Genomic DNA, 16,662 nt, shown 5'->3' with positions numbered 1-16,662 from the left:
AGTGCCAGCAATTTAAGTCAGAAACGTTGCAAGCCGATGACAGCCGGATCGTGCGGCGTGCCGCTGACGTGCTCCGCGCGATGGCGTGGCCCGGCAGCGGCGCACAGGCGCGCTGTCAGCTCAGTTCCAGCCAGATCGGCGCATGGTCTGATGGTTTTTCCATGGCGCGCAGGTCGTAGTCGACGCCTGCGTCCTTGATGCGCGGCACCAACCCTTGGGAGGTCAGAATCACGTCGATGCGCAGGCCGCGCTTGGGTTCGTCTTCGAAGCCGCGGCTGCGGTAGTCGAACCAGCTGAAACGGTCGGTGACGTCCGGGTACAGGTAGCGGAAGCTGTCCACCAGGCCCCACCCCTTGAGGCGCTCCATCCACTCGCGTTCTTCGGGCAAGAAGCTGCACTTGCCGGTTTTCAGCCAGCGTTTGGCGTTGACTTCGCCGATACCGATGTCGCAATCCTGGGGCGAGATATTGATGTCGCCCATGACCACCAAAGGCTGTTCGTTGCTGAACCGGCTTTCAAGCAACTGCTGCAAATCGCTGTAGAAACGTTGCTTGGCAGGGAACTTGGTGGGGTGATCGCGGCTTTCACCTTGTGGGAAATACCCGTTCATGATGGTCACCGGCTGACCGTTTTCATCCGCGAATTCGCCCCAGATGAAGCGGCGCTGGGCGTCCTCTTCATCGGTGGCAAAGCCTTTATTAATGCTCAGCGGCGCCTGACGGGACAGCAGCGCGACGCCGTAATGGCCTTTCTGGCCATGAAACTGCACGTGATAACCCAGCGCTTCAATGTCAGCGAAAGGGAACTGTTCGTCACTGACTTTGGTTTCTTGCAGGCCGATCACGTCCGGCTGATGTTTTTCGATCAGCGCTGCCAGCTGATGAGGCCGAGCGCGCAGGCCGTTGATGTTGAATGACACAATTTTCATGGGCGGGCAGTCCTGAGCAAAAAACAGCGATGCTAGCGGACTGACGCCTCAGCGGCCAGCGTGCGGTAGGGCAAATGCACTGCTAACGTAGGTTGCATGCGCCACGATGGAACTGTTGTGGCACTCGGGGGCTCGTACTCACTAGAAGCGCCGCCATCCAAGCGCCGCCACGGAGATTGAACGTCATGACGCAAACGTCGAATGCCACCGCCCAGATCCAGTTGCTCGATGGGGGGTACTCACGCGAGGCGCGGTCGTTGCTGTATCAGGCTTATCGGCATGAACCGACGTTCCGCTTTTTGTTCGATGCTGACCGCCGGGGTTACGAACAGCGGGTCAGGGCGACGGTGCGGGAACTGGTCAAACAGCATTTTTTGCAGGACCGTCCGGGGCTGGGGTTGCTGGTCAATGACCGGCTGGTGGGGGTGGCCCTGATCGCGCCGCCGATGCGACGTCTGGACATCACTGAAAGCTGGGCCTGGCAGTTGCGCATGGTGCTCAGTACCGGGTTGCGTTGTACCCGCCGTTACCTTGAGTACCATCAGGCGGTGCTGGCCTGCGTGCCGGGCGATGCCGTGCACATGCTGCCGCTGCTGGGCATTCACCCTGAATTTCAGGGCCAGCATTATGGCGAGCAGTTGCTCGAAGCCGTGCACAACTGGTGCGCCGAAGACGAACACTCCGAAGGGGTGGTGCTGGATACGGGCAACCCGCGTTACCTGGAGTTTTATAAGAAGCAGGGTTACGTCGAAATTGGCGAAGTCGCCATCGGGCCGGTGCGTGAGCACGTTTTCTTTCACGCCAATCCGCAGGTGTTACATACAGCAACGGGTTGAGGACGAACTTCTTCCCCCAGGTGTGCTCTATGACGCTCCTTGCCCGTGTTAGCATCCGCGCCTATGACGTTTCCAGGAAGATTTACCAGCGGTGTGGTCCTGCTGCTCAGCAGCTTTGCAGTCTGTGCGCAAAGCGAGCTGGTGGTCAGGGTCAAGCCCGCCAATAACGCCCTCAAGGCCAATGTGGAAGGCTATATAGGCAGCCTCGGCGACCGCGACGAGGCGGCTTTGCTGCGCTTCAAACGCGGCGCGCACGAGCAGGCCCTCAAAGCGTCGCAAGCCTTGGGGTACTACAACCCCATCATTGAAAGTGAAGTCCAGCCCGGCACGCCGCCGCGTCTGGTGTTGAACATCGAGCCCGGCGAGCCGGTGCATCTGCGCAACGTCAACGTGCGTGTCGAAGGCCCGGCGGCTTCGCTCAAGGCGTTTCAAATTCCGCCCGCTGACGACCTCAAGCCGGGGGCCGTGCTTAACCAGGGCAATTACGAAAGCGCCAAGCAAATGATCCAGAACCGGGCGCTGCGCTACGGTTTCTTTGACGGTAAATTCACCCGCCACGAGCTGCTGGTCGACCCCAAGGGGGGCTACGCAGATATCAATCTTGTCTACGAAAGCGGGCCGCGTTACGTGCTGGGCAAGGTCAGCTTTACGGGTGACACGCCGTTCGATGACGTGCTGTTGCAGCGCATGGTGCCGTTCAAGCCGGACACGCCCTACGATTCGGAACTGGTCAACGAACTGAACCAGAACCTGCAATCGAGCGGCTATTTTGAAGTGGTGCGGGTCGATGCGGCGCCCAGTACGGCTGTCGGGCAGGTCATCCCGGTGGACGTCGACCTGCATACGCGCAAACCCCGCACCATGACATTGGGCCTGGGCTACTCGACCGATACCGGGCCGCGAGGCAAGGCCAGCTGGATGCGTCACTGGGACAATGCCCGTGGGGACAGTTACGGTTTTGAGTCTGAAATTTCACAACCCAAGCAAAACGTTGGCGCCTGGTACGACATTCCGCTCGACCCGCCGCTGACCGACAAACTGCGTTTTGCGGCCGGGTATCAGTATGAAGAAATCGCCAACACCGACACCTTGAGCAAATTGCTGACCGTAGGCCCCGAGTGGCACAGCAAGCTGGATAACGGCTGGACGCGGATTGTCTCGTTGCGCTGGCAGCACGAAGAGTACCGGTTGGGCGATGACTCGGGGCTCAGCACCCTGTTGATGCCGGGCGTCAGCTATGCCGTGTTGCGCAGCGACAACCGCATCGACCCGTCCCATGGTTACAGCGTGTCGCTGGATGCGCAGGTGGCCAAGGAAGGGCTGATGTCGGACACCAACCTGTTGCACGGCAACGCGCAATTCAAGGCGTTGACAACCCTGTGGGAAAAACACCGTTTCCTCGGCCGAATACAGTTCGGCGGCAGTGCCACCAACGGCTACAAATCAGTGCCACCGTCGCTGCGTTTCTTCGCCGGTGGTGATCAAAGCGTACGCGGCTATGACTACCAGAGCCTGTCACCGAAAAACTCCGACGGTGACCGGATCGGCGGCCGCTACATGGTTGCGGGCAGCGTCGAGTATCAATACCAGTTCGCGGATAAGTGGCGCTGGGCAACCTTTGTCGACAAAGGCAACGCTTTCAACAACCTTGATTTTCCAAGCCTGAAAACCGGGGTCGGGGTGGGGATCCGCTGGGTCTCGCCAGTCGGTCCGATCCGCCTCGACCTGGCCCACGCGCTGGATGATGACGGCGGCGTTCGTTTGCACTTTTCCATGGGGCCAGAACTGTGATTCGTGGGTTGAAAATAGCGGGTCTGGTGTTGCTGGCCCTGGTGGTGTTGGTGGCATTGGCGCTGGGGATCGTGCTGGGTACGCAAGCGGGCAGTCGCTGGGTGTTGGGCCAGGTGCCGGGTTTGCAGATCGACAATTTTGCCGGGCGCCTGGGCGGCCAATGGAGCGCTGACCATCTGCTGTGGGAGCAGGGCACCAGCCGTGTGGAAGTGGATAAACCGATTTTTGCCTGGTCGCCGTCCTGCCTGACACGCATGACCCTGTGCATCGATCAGTTGCAGGCCGAGCGTGTCAGCCTGCAATTCCCGCCCAGTGAAGACAGCAGCAGCGGGCCGGTCAGCCTGCCTGAATTGACGTTGCCGGTGTCCATCGAAGTGGGTGTGATCAAAGTCGGCAATGTGCTGTTTAACGGTATCGAGCAGCTCAAGGGCATGCAGATGGCGGCTCAATGGACCTCCAAAGGGTTGCAGATCGATTCGGTGCACTTGGATCGCGAGGACGTGAACGTCGAGTTGTCCGGTCTGTTGCAGCCCAATGGTGACTGGCCGTTGACCCTGCAAGGCACTATCCGGCTGCCCTCGCCTGATCAAACACCCTGGGCGCTGGCGCTCAAGGTCGACGGCCATTTGCGTACCTCCCTGAATCTGATCGCTGACAGTACCGGCTACCTCAACGCACAGCTAAAAGGCCAATTGCAGCCGCTGGCCGAGCACTTGCCAGCACAGGTCAGTATCACCGCTGACGCGTTCAAGGCCAGCCCCGAGCTGCCGGACACCCTGCAAGTCAATCAGCTTGTGCTGACGGCCAAGGGCGACCTCAAGGACGGCTATGTGCTGGACGGTAGCGCCAGCCTGCCCGCCGAAACAGCCCCCGTCCGTGTGCTGCTCAAGGGGCGGGTAGACGCCACGGGCGCGCAGGTGTCGGCACTGAATTTGACCGTCAGCCCCGAGCAGCACCTGAACCTGTCCGGGCGAGTGGACTGGCAGGAAGGCGTGAAGGCCGACGCGAAGATCGACTGGCTGGCGTTTCCCTGGCACCGCTTGTACCCGGTCATCGCCAAGCCGGAGGTGGACCTGCGCACTTTCAACGGCGAAGTGTCTTACACCGATGGCAACTACCTGGGCAACTTCAAGGCCAACCTGGATGGCCCGGCCGGGGCGTTTAGCCTGGCCAGCCCGTTCAGCGGTGATCTGGGCAACCTCTACCTGCCGCAACTGGAACTGGTGGCGGGTCAGGGCAAGGCCCAAGGCCACGTCAAAGTGCAGTTTGCCGACGGCGTGGCCTGGGATACCGCACTGGACCTCAGCGCAATCGACCCGGCGTATTGGGTGGCCGAGTTGCCGGGCAATCTCGGGGGGCCGCTGCGCAGCACAGGTTCATTCAAGGATGAACGTCTGGAGCTGAACGCTAACCTCGACCTCAAAGGCCGTTTGCGCGGCTTGCCCGCCGTGTTGCAGGCCAAGGCCCAAGGGGCGGGCGAGGACTGGAACCTCAGCGCGCTGGACATTCGCCTGGGGGACAACCGCATCAATGGCACGGCCCGTGTGCAGCAGCAACTCAAGGCGCAACTGGACCTCAACCTGCCGCGCTTGGGGCAGTTGTGGCCAGACCTGCGCGGTCAGCTCAAAGGCCGGGTCGATGTCGGCGGCACCCTCAAGGCGCCGCAGGGCAAGCTGGTACTCAATGGCCAGCAACTGGCTTTCGCCGACAACCACTTGCAACACCTCAGCCTGGATGCCGCGCTCGATCGCAATCAGCACGGGCGGATTGACCTCAAGGGCAGCGGGATCACGAGTGGCGATACGCAGTTGGGTGTGCTGACCGTCAACGGCAGCGGGGATCTGAAGCGACAGCAACTCAAACTTGCGCTGCAAGGGCCGATGCTGCAACTCGCCCTGGCACTCGATGGCGGTCTGGACAAAGACCAATGGCGCGGGCGTTTGCTCAGCGGGGACGTCAAGGCCGGTGGTCAGGACTGGGCCTTGCAAAAACCGGCGCGTCTGGAGCGTCTGGCCGATGGCCGGATCAACCTGGGGGCCCAGTGCTGGATGTCGGGGCCTGCCAGTCTGTGCAACGAAGAACAACGCCTGATGCCGGACCCCAAACTGCGTTTCCATCTCAAGCAGTTCCCGCTCGACAGCCTGGCCAAGTGGCTGCCCGACGACTTCCGGTGGCAAGGTCAGCTCAATGCCGACTTATCCCTCGACTTGCCAGCCAGCGGGCCTAAAGGACAAGTGGTGGTGGACGCCAGCGGCGGCACGTTGCGCATCAAGGACAAAGGCCAGTGGCTGGACTTCCCGTACCAGACGTTGCGCTTGACCAGTCAACTGACGCCGAGCCGGGTCGACACCCGCTTTGATTTCAACGGCGGCAAACTCGGGCAACTGATGCTCAATGCACGCATCAATCCTCTGCCCAAGAGCAAGCCGGTGACTGGCGATTTTCGCTTGAGCGGGCTGGATGTGTCGGTGATTCGTCCGTTTGTGCCCATGGTCGAAACACTCGCCGGCCAATTGAATGGCACGGGCACGTTCACGGGCGGATTACTGGCGCCGCGCATCAACGGCACAGTGGCCCTGACCGGCGGGCAGATTTCCGGGCCGCAACTGCCAACCACTCTCGAGAACCTGCAACTGACCGCCAACATTGTGGGCGAAACGGCTTTGCTCAACGGCGGCTGGACCAGCGGCCAGTTGGGGCTGGGCAGTATCAGCGGGAATGTGGCGTGGGGCAACACCATGGCCGTCAACGTGTTGGTCAAGGGCAGTCACCTGCCCGTGACGGTTGAGCCCTACGCCAAACTGGATGTGGCCCCGGACCTGAGAATTTCGCTCAACCCCGACAATACCTTGCTGATCGCGGGCAACGTGAACGTGCCCAAGGGCGAAATCACCGTGCGCGAACTGCCGCCGTCGACGGTCAAGGTGTCTGATGACACGGTGATCGTTGGCCAGCAAACCTCCGATGCAGACGCCCCGATGGTGGTCGACATGGACATCGACGTCATCGTCGGGCAAGAGCTGCTGACGTTCTCGGGGTTCGGTTTGAACGCCGATCTGGTGGGCCAGGTGCACATCGGCAACAACCTGGACACCCGCGGCGAGTTGCGCCTCAACAACGGCCGCTACCGTGCCTATGGCCAGCGCCTGACCATACGCCGGGCGCGCTTGCTGTTCGCCGGGCCGATTGCGCAGCCGTATCTCGACATCGAGGCGATTCGCCAGACGGATGACGTGATTGCGGGCATTCGCCTGACCGGCAGCGCAGAACAGCCGACCACGCAGATCTTCTCTGAACCCGCCATGAGCAAGGAGCAGGCGCTTTCCTACCTGATTCTGGGGCGTCCGCTGTCGGGCACCGGCGAAGACAACAACATGCTGGCGGAGGCTGCGCTGGGCCTTGGCTTGATGGGCAGTTCGGGGATTACCTCGGGGCTGGCCAATCACTTGGGCATCAAGGACTTCGAACTCGACACCGAAGGCAGCGGTGACAGCACCTCGGTGGTTGCCAGCGGCAAGATCAATGAGCGGTTGAGTGTGCGGTATGGCGTCGGGGTGTTTGAGCCGGCGAGCACCATTGCCTTGCGGTACAAGTTGAGCAAACGGGTGTACGTGGAAGTGGCCAGCGGCTTTGCCAGCTCGCTGGACATCTTCTACAAGCGCGACTTTTAGCGCCCGTGTGTCAGCCTTCGCCGCCTCACGCTGCCCGGCAGCGTGAGGCGGTGATGTGCAATCACCGATTAAGCTGCTTCATGTTTTCTTCGGCATAGCGCAAACCGGCCACGGCGTCTGGAGGGAAGATGGTTTGCAGGGCGTCCAACTCGTTGGCGCTCAAACTGATGTCTAGCGCCGCGATGTTTTCTTCCAGGTAATGACGTTGCTTGGTCCCCGGAATCGGGATCAGGTGATCCCCTTGCGCCACTACCCAGGCCAGCGCCAGTTGCCCGGCCGTGACGCCTTTGTCAGCCGCGAGTTGCTTAACCTGATCCACCAGTTGCAGGTTTTTCGCAAAGTTATCGGCCTGAAACCGCGGATTGGAGCGGCGATAGTCGTCCGCCGCGAAGTCCTCGGGGCTTTTCAGTGCGCCGGTCAGAAAACCGCGCCCCAAGGGGCTGTAGGGCACAAAGGCAATGCCCAGACGCTGGCAAGCCGCAAGGCAGCCGTTGTCTTCCTGATCGCGACTCCACAGCGAGTATTCGCTTTGCAGGGCGCTGATGGGGTGCACGTGATGCGCACGTTCGAGCGTGGCCACAGATGCTTCGCTGAGGCCCAGGTAGCGGACTTTGCCCGCCTTGACCAGATCGGCCATGGCGCCGACGGTCTCTTCAATCGGCACCTCGGGGTCCATGCGGTGTTGGTAATACAGGTCGAGGGTGTCGACGCCCAAGCGTTTCAGGCTGCCGTCGATGGACTGACGAACGTACTCCGGGCGGCCGTTCACTGCCCGCCCCTTGGGGTTGGCCGGGTCGCGCACGATGCCGAACTTGCTGGCCAGAAATACTTGGTCACGTTTGCCGCGAAGGGCTTGGCCGATCAGGATTTCGTTGGTGTGTGGGCCGTACATGTCGGCGGTGTCGAGAAAATTGACCCCCAACTCCAGCGCGCGGTGCAAGGTGGCCACGGCTTCGCGGGTATCGCTGCCGGTGGTGTAAAAGTCAGTCATGCCCATGCAGCCAAGGCCAATGGCGCTGACTTGCGGGCCGTTTTTTCCGAGTGGGCGGGTGTGCATGTGAAGTCCTCCTGAGTGGGTGGCCTATTCTTAACCTCGACACATGCAAGATAAACCGGGTAAAAACGCTATCACTGTTCGGATAATCCGAATAATCCAGGCCGGGACGGGAGCGGATATGGACCGATTCAATGCGATGCGGGTGTTTACCCGCATCGTCGAGCTGGGTGGTTTTGCCAAGGCGGCTGACAGCCTGCACATGCCCCGTGCGTCAGTGACGGTGCTGATCAAACAACTTGAAGCCCATCTGGGCGTGCAATTGCTGCACCGCACCACCCGTCAGGTCAGCCCGACCCTCGATGGTGCGGCCTATTACCAGCGTTGCGTCAGCCTGCTGGCTGACCTGGAAGAAGCGGAGGGGCTGTTCAGCACCCGTCAGCCCAAAGGCACGCTGCGGGTCGAGATGCCCGCGGCGGTCGGGCGATTGGTGGTGTTCCCGGCGTTGCCGGAGTTCACCGGGCGCTACCCGCAAATCGACCTGGAAATCGGCCTGAATGACCGCCCGGTGGATTTGATTCGCGAGGGGGTGGACTGCGTGATTCGCGGTGGCCTCACACTGGACGACTCACTGGTGGCCCGGCCGCTGGTGCAGATGGATCAAGTGACCTGCGCCAGCCCTGCCTATCTGCTGACCCATGGGGTGCCGCTGACCCTCGCGCAGTTGAGCGGGCATCAGATGGTGGAGTATTTCTCCGGTGCATCAGGCAAGCGCTACGGGCTCGAATTTCAGCAGGGCGAGGACGTGCAATTCATCAATTTGCCCAAGCAGGTATCGGTCAACAGTGCAGAAGGGTATTTGGCGGCGTGTGTGGCGGGCTATGGGCTGGTGCAAGCGCCGCACTACCACGTGACACAGCTGGTGCGCGAAGGGCGCTTGCAGGCCGTCTTGACGGATTGCCCACCGCCGCGGATGGCGCTGACGGCGTTGTACCCGCCGCATCGGCAACTGTCGCCACGGGTGCGGGTGTTTGTCGACTGGTTGGTGGACCTGTGCGCCAGGCCCACCAGTGGTTTCAGGCGTTAACCGGAATGCGGTTCAGCGGCGGTTATAACCCGGCCGGCCATCGTCGTAACGGTGGTCATAGCGCTGCTGGTCATAGCGCTGATCGTATCGCGAGTCGTGCCGATGATCGTGATGCCTTCCATGGTCTGGATAAAAGACGCACCCGCTCAGGGTCAACATGAGCAAGAGTGCAAGCGGGCGTGCAGTACGACGGAGCATGGATCAATCCTCAGGGTGAAAGCCGGCTCAAGCGAAAACGCTTCTCCGGCTGTAAGATGAGACCAGGATTGTTTCAATTCATCTCCATGAGCCGGACATATTTGTTAAATTCCGGCCTGTGTTTTCCGCCTTACTTTCAGGAACAGGTAATGACTCCTTCGCAGCGCTTGAAATACTCGATTCTGATCTCTCTGGTTGTGCTGGGGATCATGTTTGGTCTTTCGTACATGCAAAACGCCGGCATGATCACCGAGAAGATGTTCCAGTACATCGCCATCGGCGTGGCCGTGGTGGTCGTGGTCATCAATGGCGTCATGCGCCGCAAGACCAAGCTTTAAGCCTCGATCTGACCGGTCAGCACCGCTTCAGCCTGTGGATGCAGGCTGTAGCTCTTGTCACTGTTAAGCACCACCACCCCCTCGCTGCACAAGCGCTTGAGCACCTCGCGCACACTCAGAAAAGACAGCGGAATATCCAGCGCCTGCAAGTGGCTGTGCATACCGCGCACCCCCAGCCGACGATCATTGCCGGCGGCCGTCAACAGCGCGTCGATCACCTTGAGCCGCACCAGGCTGGTGCGCAGCCCGAAAAATTTCAGTAAGTGTCGAATACGTTCATTGCCGTGCAGTTGCACCTGGGCCTCCAGCAACCCGTTGTCGGGTTGAAAAGCTGATTTGCGTTGTTGATGACCGTCCGTTGGCAGTTGCGAGTTGTGCATGCAAAAAACTCCTTTTCAGAGCCTGATCAGGAAAACAAAAAAGTGCTCTTTAGTAACTAGACGAATGAGCAGCCAAAATCATGAACAGTGGGTTGTAGAAATTTTGTCGTCACGCCAGTGCAGGCGCGTCAAAGCCCCCGTGCAGACGAGGTTGCAGCGGCGGATTAATTTTTTTTCACCGGCTTCGTCTTTAGGGTCTGTCCCCGTTTCATTGCATGCGCTACGAAACCCCACGGGGGGCAGGCATCGGCCGGGCAGTCGCGTGTGATCGCGCGCGCCGCCTGGCATTTCTAAGACAAAGCAGGAGTCCGCGTGATTATTTCCAGGCCATTAAGCAAAGCGTGTCTTGCAGGACTGTGTCTGGGGCTAAGTGTTTCAGCCCAGGCTCAGACACCCTCAATGGACGTGAGTGCCGAAATCCGGCGCACCACGTTCGGCGTGCCGCACATCAAGGCCGCCGATGAGCGCGGCCTGGGTTACGGCATCGGGTATGCCTACGCGCAAGACAACCTGTGTTTGCTGGCCAATGAAGTCACCACGGTAAATGGCGAGCGCTCGAAATTCTTCGGCCCTGAGGGGCAGACCCTAGAGCAGCGTGACAACCTGTCCAGCGATGTGTTTTTCAAATGGTTGAACACGCCGCACGCCGTGGACGCGTTCTGGCAGGCGCAAACCCCGCAGGTCCAAGCGCTGATTGAAGGTTACGTCGCCGGTTACAACCGCCAGCTCAGCGAGCGCAACCCTTTGCCGGCAGCGTGCGACAACCCCTCGGTGCGCCCGCTCACGCCACAGGATCTGGTCAAGCTGACCCGCCGTCTGTTGGTGGAAGGCGGGGTGGGGCAGTTTGCCGAAGCACTGGTGGGGGCTACGCCACCTCAGGCCAGCGCCCAGCTGGCCAGTCGCCCGCAGCCCTTCGCGTTGGCTGCCGAGCGCATGCAGCGGTTTGCCCTGGACCGGGGCAGCAATGCCGTGGCCATCGGCCGCGAACGCTCAAATACCGGGCGCGCGATGTTGCTGGCCAACCCGCATTTTCCATGGGTCGGCGGCATGCGCTTTTATGAAATGCACCTGACCATCCCCGGCAAACTCGATGTAATGGGCGCTGCCTTGCCCGGCCTGCCATTGATCAATATCGGCTTCAACCGGCACATGGCCTGGACCCATACGGTCGACACCTCTAAACACTTCACCTTGTACCGGCTGGCCCTCGATCCGCAGGATCCCAAGCGTTACCTGCTGGATGGCCAGTCGTTGCCGCTGCATGAGCAAACCGTCAGCGTTGAGGTCAAGCAGGCCGATGGCAGCGTCAAGCCGCAATCACGGGTCATTTACAGTTCGGCATTCGGGCCGGTCGTGCAGTGGCCGGGCAAGCTGGACTGGGACGATCACGTGGCGTTCAGCCTGCGGGACGCCAATCTTGATAACGATCGCGTGTTGCAGCAGTGGTACGCGATCAATCAGGCGCACAGCCTCGACGCCCTGCAAGCGTCGGTCAATCGCCTTCAAGGCATCCCGTGGGTCAACACGCTGGCGGTGGATGACCAGGGCCAGACGCTCTACATGAACTTGTCGGTGGTGCCGTATGTCGATCAGGCCAAACTGGCGGCGTGCAGCGACCCTGCGGCAGGGCTGGAGATGATCCTGCTCGATGGCAGTCGCAGCACGTGTGCATGGACCGTCGACCCCCATGCGGCCCAGGCCGGGATTTACCCGGCCCGCCAATTGCCGCAATTGCGGCGCACGGATTACGTGCAGCATTCCAACGACTCAGCCTGGATGGCCAACCCGCAGGCGCCTCTGCGCGGCTATTCGCCGTTGATCAGTCAGGACGGTCAGCCCTTGGGGCCACGTGCGCGCTTTGCCTTGCAGCGCCTGAGTCAACCCGGAACGCTCGGAGTCTCGGACCTGCAAGGGATGGTGATGGACAACCGGGTGTACCTGGCCGGGCAGGTGATGCCCGATCTGCTTCACGTCTGCCAAGCAGAACAGCAGGCGCCGCTGGTTGCCGTGTGCGCGAGCCTCAAGGCATGGGATCAGCAAGCGAATCTGGACAGCGGTATCGGCCTGGTGCATTTCCAGAACCTCATGGCGCAGCTGTTCGAGGTGCCTGACGTGTGGCGGGTGCCGTTCAGTCCGGCGGACCCGCAGCACACGCCGCGCGGGTTGAATATCGAGCAGCCGACGGTGCGCCAGGCGGTGCACGAGGCGCTCGCGGCCTCGGCCGCGCAGGTGGCGCAAGCAGGGTTGAGGGCGGACGTGACGTGGGGCGAGATTCAAGGTGTCAGCGTGGGTGGCCAGCGCACGCCGATTCACGGTGGCCCGGCGGTACTCGGCGTTTACAACGCCATGCAGAGCGTGCCGGGCGAGGGTGGCAAGCAAGAGGTCGTCAGCGGCACCAGTTATGTGCAAACCGTCACGTTTGACGAACACGGCCCACAGGCCCAAGGCATGCTGGCGTTTTCGCTCTCAAGCGACCCGGCGTCCCGGCACGCGTCGGATCAGACTCGGGCGTTCTCGAAAAAGCAGTGGCAAACCTTGCCGTTTACCGACGCGCAGATCAACGCCGATCCGAACTACCAGCGGGTTGAGATCCGGCAGCGCCGTTAACCCCGAGGCAGGGCGTTGAGCACCGGTTTACCATCCTGACTCAGGGTCAGGTAGACCGGTAACACTTTGGGAAGGGAAGTCACGAGGCTGTTGATTTCTGTGGTGTTGAACACGCCACCCACGCGCAGGGCGCCGGTGGCACTGTCCGCCAGTTCCAGCGGCGTACTCAGGTAGCGGTTGATCAGGGGCAGCGCTTCGGCCAGGGTCAGGTTGTCCAGCACCAACTTGCCGTTGCGCCACGCCAGATCCGGCGAGTTGGCGTAGGTCTGGCTGATTTGCGGCGCATAGTCGCCCGCCTTGTAGCGTGCCTGCATGCCCGGCTCCAGGCGCAGCCCGTCACCGCTGAGCTTTTTATTGCTGGTCACCAGCACCGAGCCTTCCAGCAATGTCACTTTGACCTGATCTTGATACATCCAGACGTTGAACTGGGTACCGGTGACGCGCACACGGCCTTCCGCCGCCTGCACCACAAACGGGTGCGTGACATCGTGACTCACCTTAAAGAAAGCTTCACCTTTGCTCAGGGTGACCCGGCGCTGGTCTTTGTAGTTGGCGTAGGTGAGTTCCGTGCCCAGGTTGAGCTCGACTTCACTGCCGTCCGGCAGGGTCACGGTCTGCAGGTGGGAGTGCGCCTGCACCCGCTCGTAGGCATTGGGCACCCAACCCAACTCCCAACCGCTGTAAGCTGCGACCGGAACTGCCAGCAAGGTGATGGCCGCAGCGATAGCCAGCTTTCGCCAGGCTGGCTGGCGCGAGCGTTGAGTCCGTGCAATCACTTGCGGGGTAACAGGCTCGGGCTTGGGCAGGTGTTCGCTGACTTCCCAGATATCTTGCATCGCTTGATATTCAAACGCGTGCAGGGGGTCGGCGTTCAGCCACACCGTAAACGCCTCACGCTCCCGATCCGTACAATCGGGCTCATGCAGGCGCATGCACCACTGAGCAGCGGCCTCGGTGATGGCATCGTATTGGGCTTCGGTGAGGCGTGTTTCGCTCATTGGCTCTTCCTGGTTTTGGGCATTCTACCCCTGTGCCAGAGCGAACGAGAACCTGAGTCATGTCAAAAGCATGTCATTTGAGTCTCATGGCTGGTTTTTTCTCTGCTACGTTTACTGCGGCAAGCTAGGTAACAGACGCAACATCAATTAATGGAGTTAAGACAATGTTGAAAAAAACCTTTACTGCTGCAATCACTGCTGCTGTTCTGTTGAGCGCTGGCGCTGCGATGGCGGCGCCTGATGCAAACTGGGCGTTCTCCAAAGAAGTCGTTGAAGTCCTCAAGACTAAAAATGGCTACATCACCATCAAGAAAATCGAAGTGGAAGACCCGGCGACGGGTATCTGGAAAGCGGAAGGCGTGAAGAAAATCGATGGTGTGGAAGTAGAGGTCGAAACGACGCTTGACCATACAGGCAAAGTGATTTCCGAGAAAAAAGACTGATCCTCGGCGTCTGAATCGCCTTGAACGTCCGGCCCGTACCTAAGGGCCGGACCCTGCCGAGCGTGCTTTTTACGCACAAAAAGCCCCCGTTCAACGGAGGCTTGGTTGGCAAAGGGTTGTGGTGTGCCGGGCTTAGCCGTTCGAGCAGCCGTTACCCATGATGCGGTACTCAAGGATGTGACGCTGACCCTGATGGTCTTCGTAGATCATTTGCGCCGGGACCACTTCGCACACATCGGCAGTGGGGGTCACGCTGATAACTTTGGCAACGTCGAGATCGGTGGCGTAGGTGTAGTGTTCAACCACCGGTTGGGCCTGCGCAACGTGAACTTCATCAGCAGCGGCCAGTGTCGAAATACCCATCAAAGCAAGTGCGATCAAACGTTTCATTTATTCAAGACCTTAAAACAATCACGTGTCACTGACTTCAATTGCCGTGCCGGCGGGAGAAGTTGTTACGCCCTGAGTGCTCAATGACGTAACACGAAGTACCGTGCCCTGTTTCAATGTTTCGGCTAGGGATGTACATAGAGTACCGAATCAAAACATTGATTAAAGTCAAAAGATCGCCAAGAAGTATTGTCGGATCGGTAACAATACGGTGTTTTTAACCCGCCATAAAAAAGCCCCCTGCAAAGAGGGGGCCTAGGGTCGCATCCGTGCGGGCAACCGGAGGTACAGCGCACGGTTTTAGTGGGTGCTGCAGCCGTCGCCCATCACTTGGTACTCAACGGTATGACGTTGACCCTGATGGTCTTCGTAGGTCATCTGTGCCGGTACCACTTCACACACTTTCGGGATCGTCGACAAATGAATGACTTTGGCAATGTCCAGCTTCGACCCGTAGGAATAGTGCTCGACCGCCGGTTGCGAAGGGTGGGTTGTTTCACTGGCCATGGCAACTGTTGCCATGCCAGCCATCAATAAAGCAATTAACTGTTTCATTAAAGTGGCCTCTAAAGTAATCAAGGGGTAACACTGACTGACTTCATTTGCCAGGCGGGCGGGAAGAAGTTACGGCGCCCGTTGATTATTCAATAAGCCCGTACGAAGTACCGGTAAGACAGTTCATAAGTTGTGTATTACATGTCGCAAAGTTTACGCCGTTTAATCTTCTGAAAAAGCCCTGATGGCAAAAGGCTGTGTTACCGCATGGGTAACAATGTGGTGACGTCGATCACCTTTTCAAGGGCGCGTCATCAAGGCCTTGCTGGCATACTGCCGCGTCAGATTCTGGAGCCAGCCATCGTATGAATGTGGATTCCCCCCTCAGTGCCTGGGAGCAGGCCGTCGCACAACACGGCTTTGTTCACGACCCCGCGCAATGGCGCGCGGTGCAAGCCTTGCAGCGTTGTCATGAGCAACTGAACCAGGGCGTGAAATCGGTCAAAGGGGTGTATTTGTGGGGCCCGGTTGGGCGTGGCAAAACCTGGTTGATGGATCAGTTCTACCAGAGCCTGCACGTGCCAGCCCGACGCCAGCATTTTCATCACTTCATGCAGTGGGTGCATCAGCGTCTGTTTCAGTTGATCGGGACCGCTGATCCGCTCAAGGCCTTGGCGCAAGGGCTGGCTCACGAAGTGCGGGTGCTGTGTTTTGATGAACTGTTCGTCAATGACATCGGCGACGCGATCATCCTCGGCCGTCTGTTTCAGGTGATGTTCGATGAAGGCGTGGTGTTGGTATGCACCTCCAACCAGCCGCCCGAGCAGTTGTATGGCCACGGCTTCAACCGTGATCGTTTTGCGCCAGCAATTACCGCGATTCTCAAGCACATGGACGTGATTTCGGTCGACGGTGCGCAGGATCATCGCCTGCATCCGGGCATCGCCGAACAGCGTTATTGGGTGACACCCGCGGGGCCATCCAGCGTCATGGGGCCTTTATTCGAGCGCCTCACACAGGGGCAGACCCGCAGCCATCAGCCGAGGGTGGTCGGGCACCGTTCGCTCAACATCCGGGGCGCCAGTGACAACGTGCTGTGGTGCAGCTTTCATGAACTGTGCGAGCAACCGCTGGCCGCCACGGACTTCATGGACCTGTGCGACCGTTACAAGGTCCTGTTGCTCAGCGACGTCCCCTGCCTGAGTGCCGAGCAACGTGAAGGCAAGATTGCACGCGGCACTGAGGATGGGGCAGTGAAAGTTGAGGCAGGGGATCGGGAGCTGCCGCAGCTGTCCAAGTTCGACGACAGCGTGCGGCGTTTCATTGCGCTGATCGATGAATGCTATGACCGCAAAGTGCCGGTCTGCATTGAGGCGCAGGTGCCCATGGATCAGTTGTACACCCAGGGCTACCTGGCGTTTGCGTTCCGCCGCACCTTAAGCCGATTGCAGGAAATGCAGTTACAACGCTTCGGCCAGCCTCTGTAGTTGCCGCCTTAAGGCCTCC

At 60.0% G+C, this 16,662-nt stretch carries 15 protein-coding genes; 8 read left to right on the top strand and 7 right to left on the bottom strand.

The window, feature by feature from the left end:
* Positions 1-115: 115 nt before the first annotated feature.
* Positions 116-928 (bottom strand): exodeoxyribonuclease III, encoded by an 813-nt coding sequence (xthA, locus tag IF654_RS15565; RefSeq protein WP_047276533.1) that lies wholly within the window; start codon positions 926-928, stop codon positions 116-118.
* Positions 929-1,113: 185 nt separating this feature from the next.
* Here xthA and IF654_RS15560 point away from each other — a divergent pair, with 185 nt between their 5' ends.
* The 3 genes from IF654_RS15560 to IF654_RS15550 all read left to right on the top strand — a co-directional run bounded on the left by IF654_RS15560 (position 1,114) and on the right by IF654_RS15550 (position 7,226).
* Positions 1,114-1,764 (top strand): GNAT family N-acetyltransferase, encoded by a 651-nt coding sequence (locus IF654_RS15560; RefSeq protein WP_047276532.1) that lies wholly within the window; start codon positions 1,114-1,116, stop codon positions 1,762-1,764.
* A 63-nt stretch (positions 1,765-1,827) separates the two neighbouring features.
* Entirely contained in the window at positions 1,828-3,555 is a 1,728-nt protein-coding gene (locus tag IF654_RS15555) for an autotransporter assembly complex protein TamA (protein ID WP_083333411.1), read from the top strand.
* Positions 3,552-7,226: a translocation/assembly module TamB domain-containing protein gene (locus tag IF654_RS15550; protein WP_094987713.1), complete on the top strand. Its 3,675-nt coding sequence runs from the start codon at positions 3,552-3,554 to the stop codon at positions 7,224-7,226. The genes IF654_RS15555 and IF654_RS15550 overlap by 4 nt, the downstream gene beginning before the upstream one ends.
* 61 nt (positions 7,227-7,287) lie before the next feature.
* Here IF654_RS15550 and IF654_RS15545 read toward each other — a convergent pair whose 3' ends face one another.
* Entirely contained in the window at positions 7,288-8,283 is a 996-nt protein-coding gene (locus tag IF654_RS15545) for an aldo/keto reductase (protein WP_047282903.1), read from the bottom strand.
* 118 nt (positions 8,284-8,401) lie between these two features.
* On the opposite strand from IF654_RS15545, the gene IF654_RS15540 reads away from it, so the two are divergent.
* Positions 8,402-9,307 (top strand): LysR family transcriptional regulator, encoded by a 906-nt coding sequence (locus tag IF654_RS15540; RefSeq protein WP_047282902.1) that lies wholly within the window; start codon positions 8,402-8,404, stop codon positions 9,305-9,307.
* Between the two features lie 12 nt (positions 9,308-9,319).
* On the opposite strand, the gene IF654_RS15535 is transcribed toward IF654_RS15540, so the two are convergent.
* The gene (locus tag IF654_RS15535; RefSeq protein WP_080960359.1) at positions 9,320-9,505 is read right to left on the bottom strand and encodes a hypothetical protein; all 186 of its coding nucleotides are present in this window, start codon (positions 9,503-9,505) and stop codon (positions 9,320-9,322) included.
* Between the two features lie 149 nt (positions 9,506-9,654).
* On the opposite strand from IF654_RS15535, the gene IF654_RS15530 reads away from it, so the two are divergent.
* Positions 9,655-9,843 (top strand): hypothetical protein, encoded by a 189-nt coding sequence (locus IF654_RS15530; protein ID WP_047276524.1) that lies wholly within the window; start codon positions 9,655-9,657, stop codon positions 9,841-9,843.
* Here IF654_RS15530 and IF654_RS15525 read toward each other — a convergent pair.
* Positions 9,840-10,223 carry a hypothetical protein gene (locus IF654_RS15525; RefSeq protein ID WP_047276522.1) on the bottom strand — a complete coding sequence of 128 codons (384 nt, stop codon included), beginning with the start codon at positions 10,221-10,223 and terminating at the stop codon, positions 9,840-9,842. The two genes, IF654_RS15530 and IF654_RS15525, sit on opposite strands and share 4 nt — an antisense overlap.
* 312 nt (positions 10,224-10,535) lie before the next feature.
* Here IF654_RS15525 and pvdQ point away from each other — a divergent pair, with 312 nt between their 5' ends.
* Positions 10,536-12,830, top strand: coding sequence for a bifunctional acylase PvdQ (gene pvdQ, locus IF654_RS15520; RefSeq protein WP_194862261.1), 2,295 nt, complete (start codon positions 10,536-10,538; stop codon positions 12,828-12,830).
* Here the strand turns inward: pvdQ and IF654_RS15515 are convergent.
* Positions 12,827-13,828, bottom strand: a complete 1,002-nt coding sequence (locus IF654_RS15515; RefSeq protein WP_047276518.1) for a FecR family protein — start codon at positions 13,826-13,828, stop codon at positions 12,827-12,829. The genes pvdQ and IF654_RS15515 overlap by 4 nt on opposite strands.
* Positions 13,829-13,992: 164 nt before the next feature.
* Here IF654_RS15515 and IF654_RS15510 point away from each other — a divergent pair, with 164 nt between their 5' ends.
* A complete protein-coding gene (locus IF654_RS15510) occupies positions 13,993-14,271 on the top strand; it encodes a PepSY domain-containing protein (protein ID WP_047282900.1) in 279 nt (92 codons plus the stop codon).
* A 132-nt stretch (positions 14,272-14,403) separates the two neighbouring features.
* Here IF654_RS15510 and IF654_RS15505 read toward each other — a convergent pair whose 3' ends face one another.
* Together IF654_RS15505 and IF654_RS15500 are read right to left on the bottom strand one after the other, a co-directional pair.
* On the bottom strand, positions 14,404-14,661 hold the full coding sequence (locus IF654_RS15505) for a DUF2790 domain-containing protein (RefSeq protein WP_047276514.1): 258 nt from the start codon (positions 14,659-14,661) through the stop codon (positions 14,404-14,406).
* A 300-nt stretch (positions 14,662-14,961) separates the two neighbouring features.
* Entirely contained in the window at positions 14,962-15,216 is a 255-nt protein-coding gene (locus IF654_RS15500) for a DUF2790 domain-containing protein (protein ID WP_047276512.1), read from the bottom strand.
* Between the two features lie 305 nt (positions 15,217-15,521).
* On the opposite strand from IF654_RS15500, the gene zapE reads away from it, so the two are divergent.
* Complete coding sequence (gene zapE, locus IF654_RS15495) at positions 15,522-16,643, top strand: cell division protein ZapE (protein ID WP_047276510.1); 1,122 nt, start codon at positions 15,522-15,524, stop codon at positions 16,641-16,643.
* Positions 16,644-16,662: the final 19 nt, after the last annotated feature.

Source organism: Pseudomonas lundensis, assembly GCF_015377145.2.
Taxonomy (GTDB): domain Bacteria; phylum Pseudomonadota; class Gammaproteobacteria; order Pseudomonadales; family Pseudomonadaceae; genus Aquipseudomonas; species Aquipseudomonas lundensis.
The sequence above is the reverse complement of the archived record's forward strand: the minus strand, read 5'-3'. Positions and strand labels throughout refer to the sequence as shown.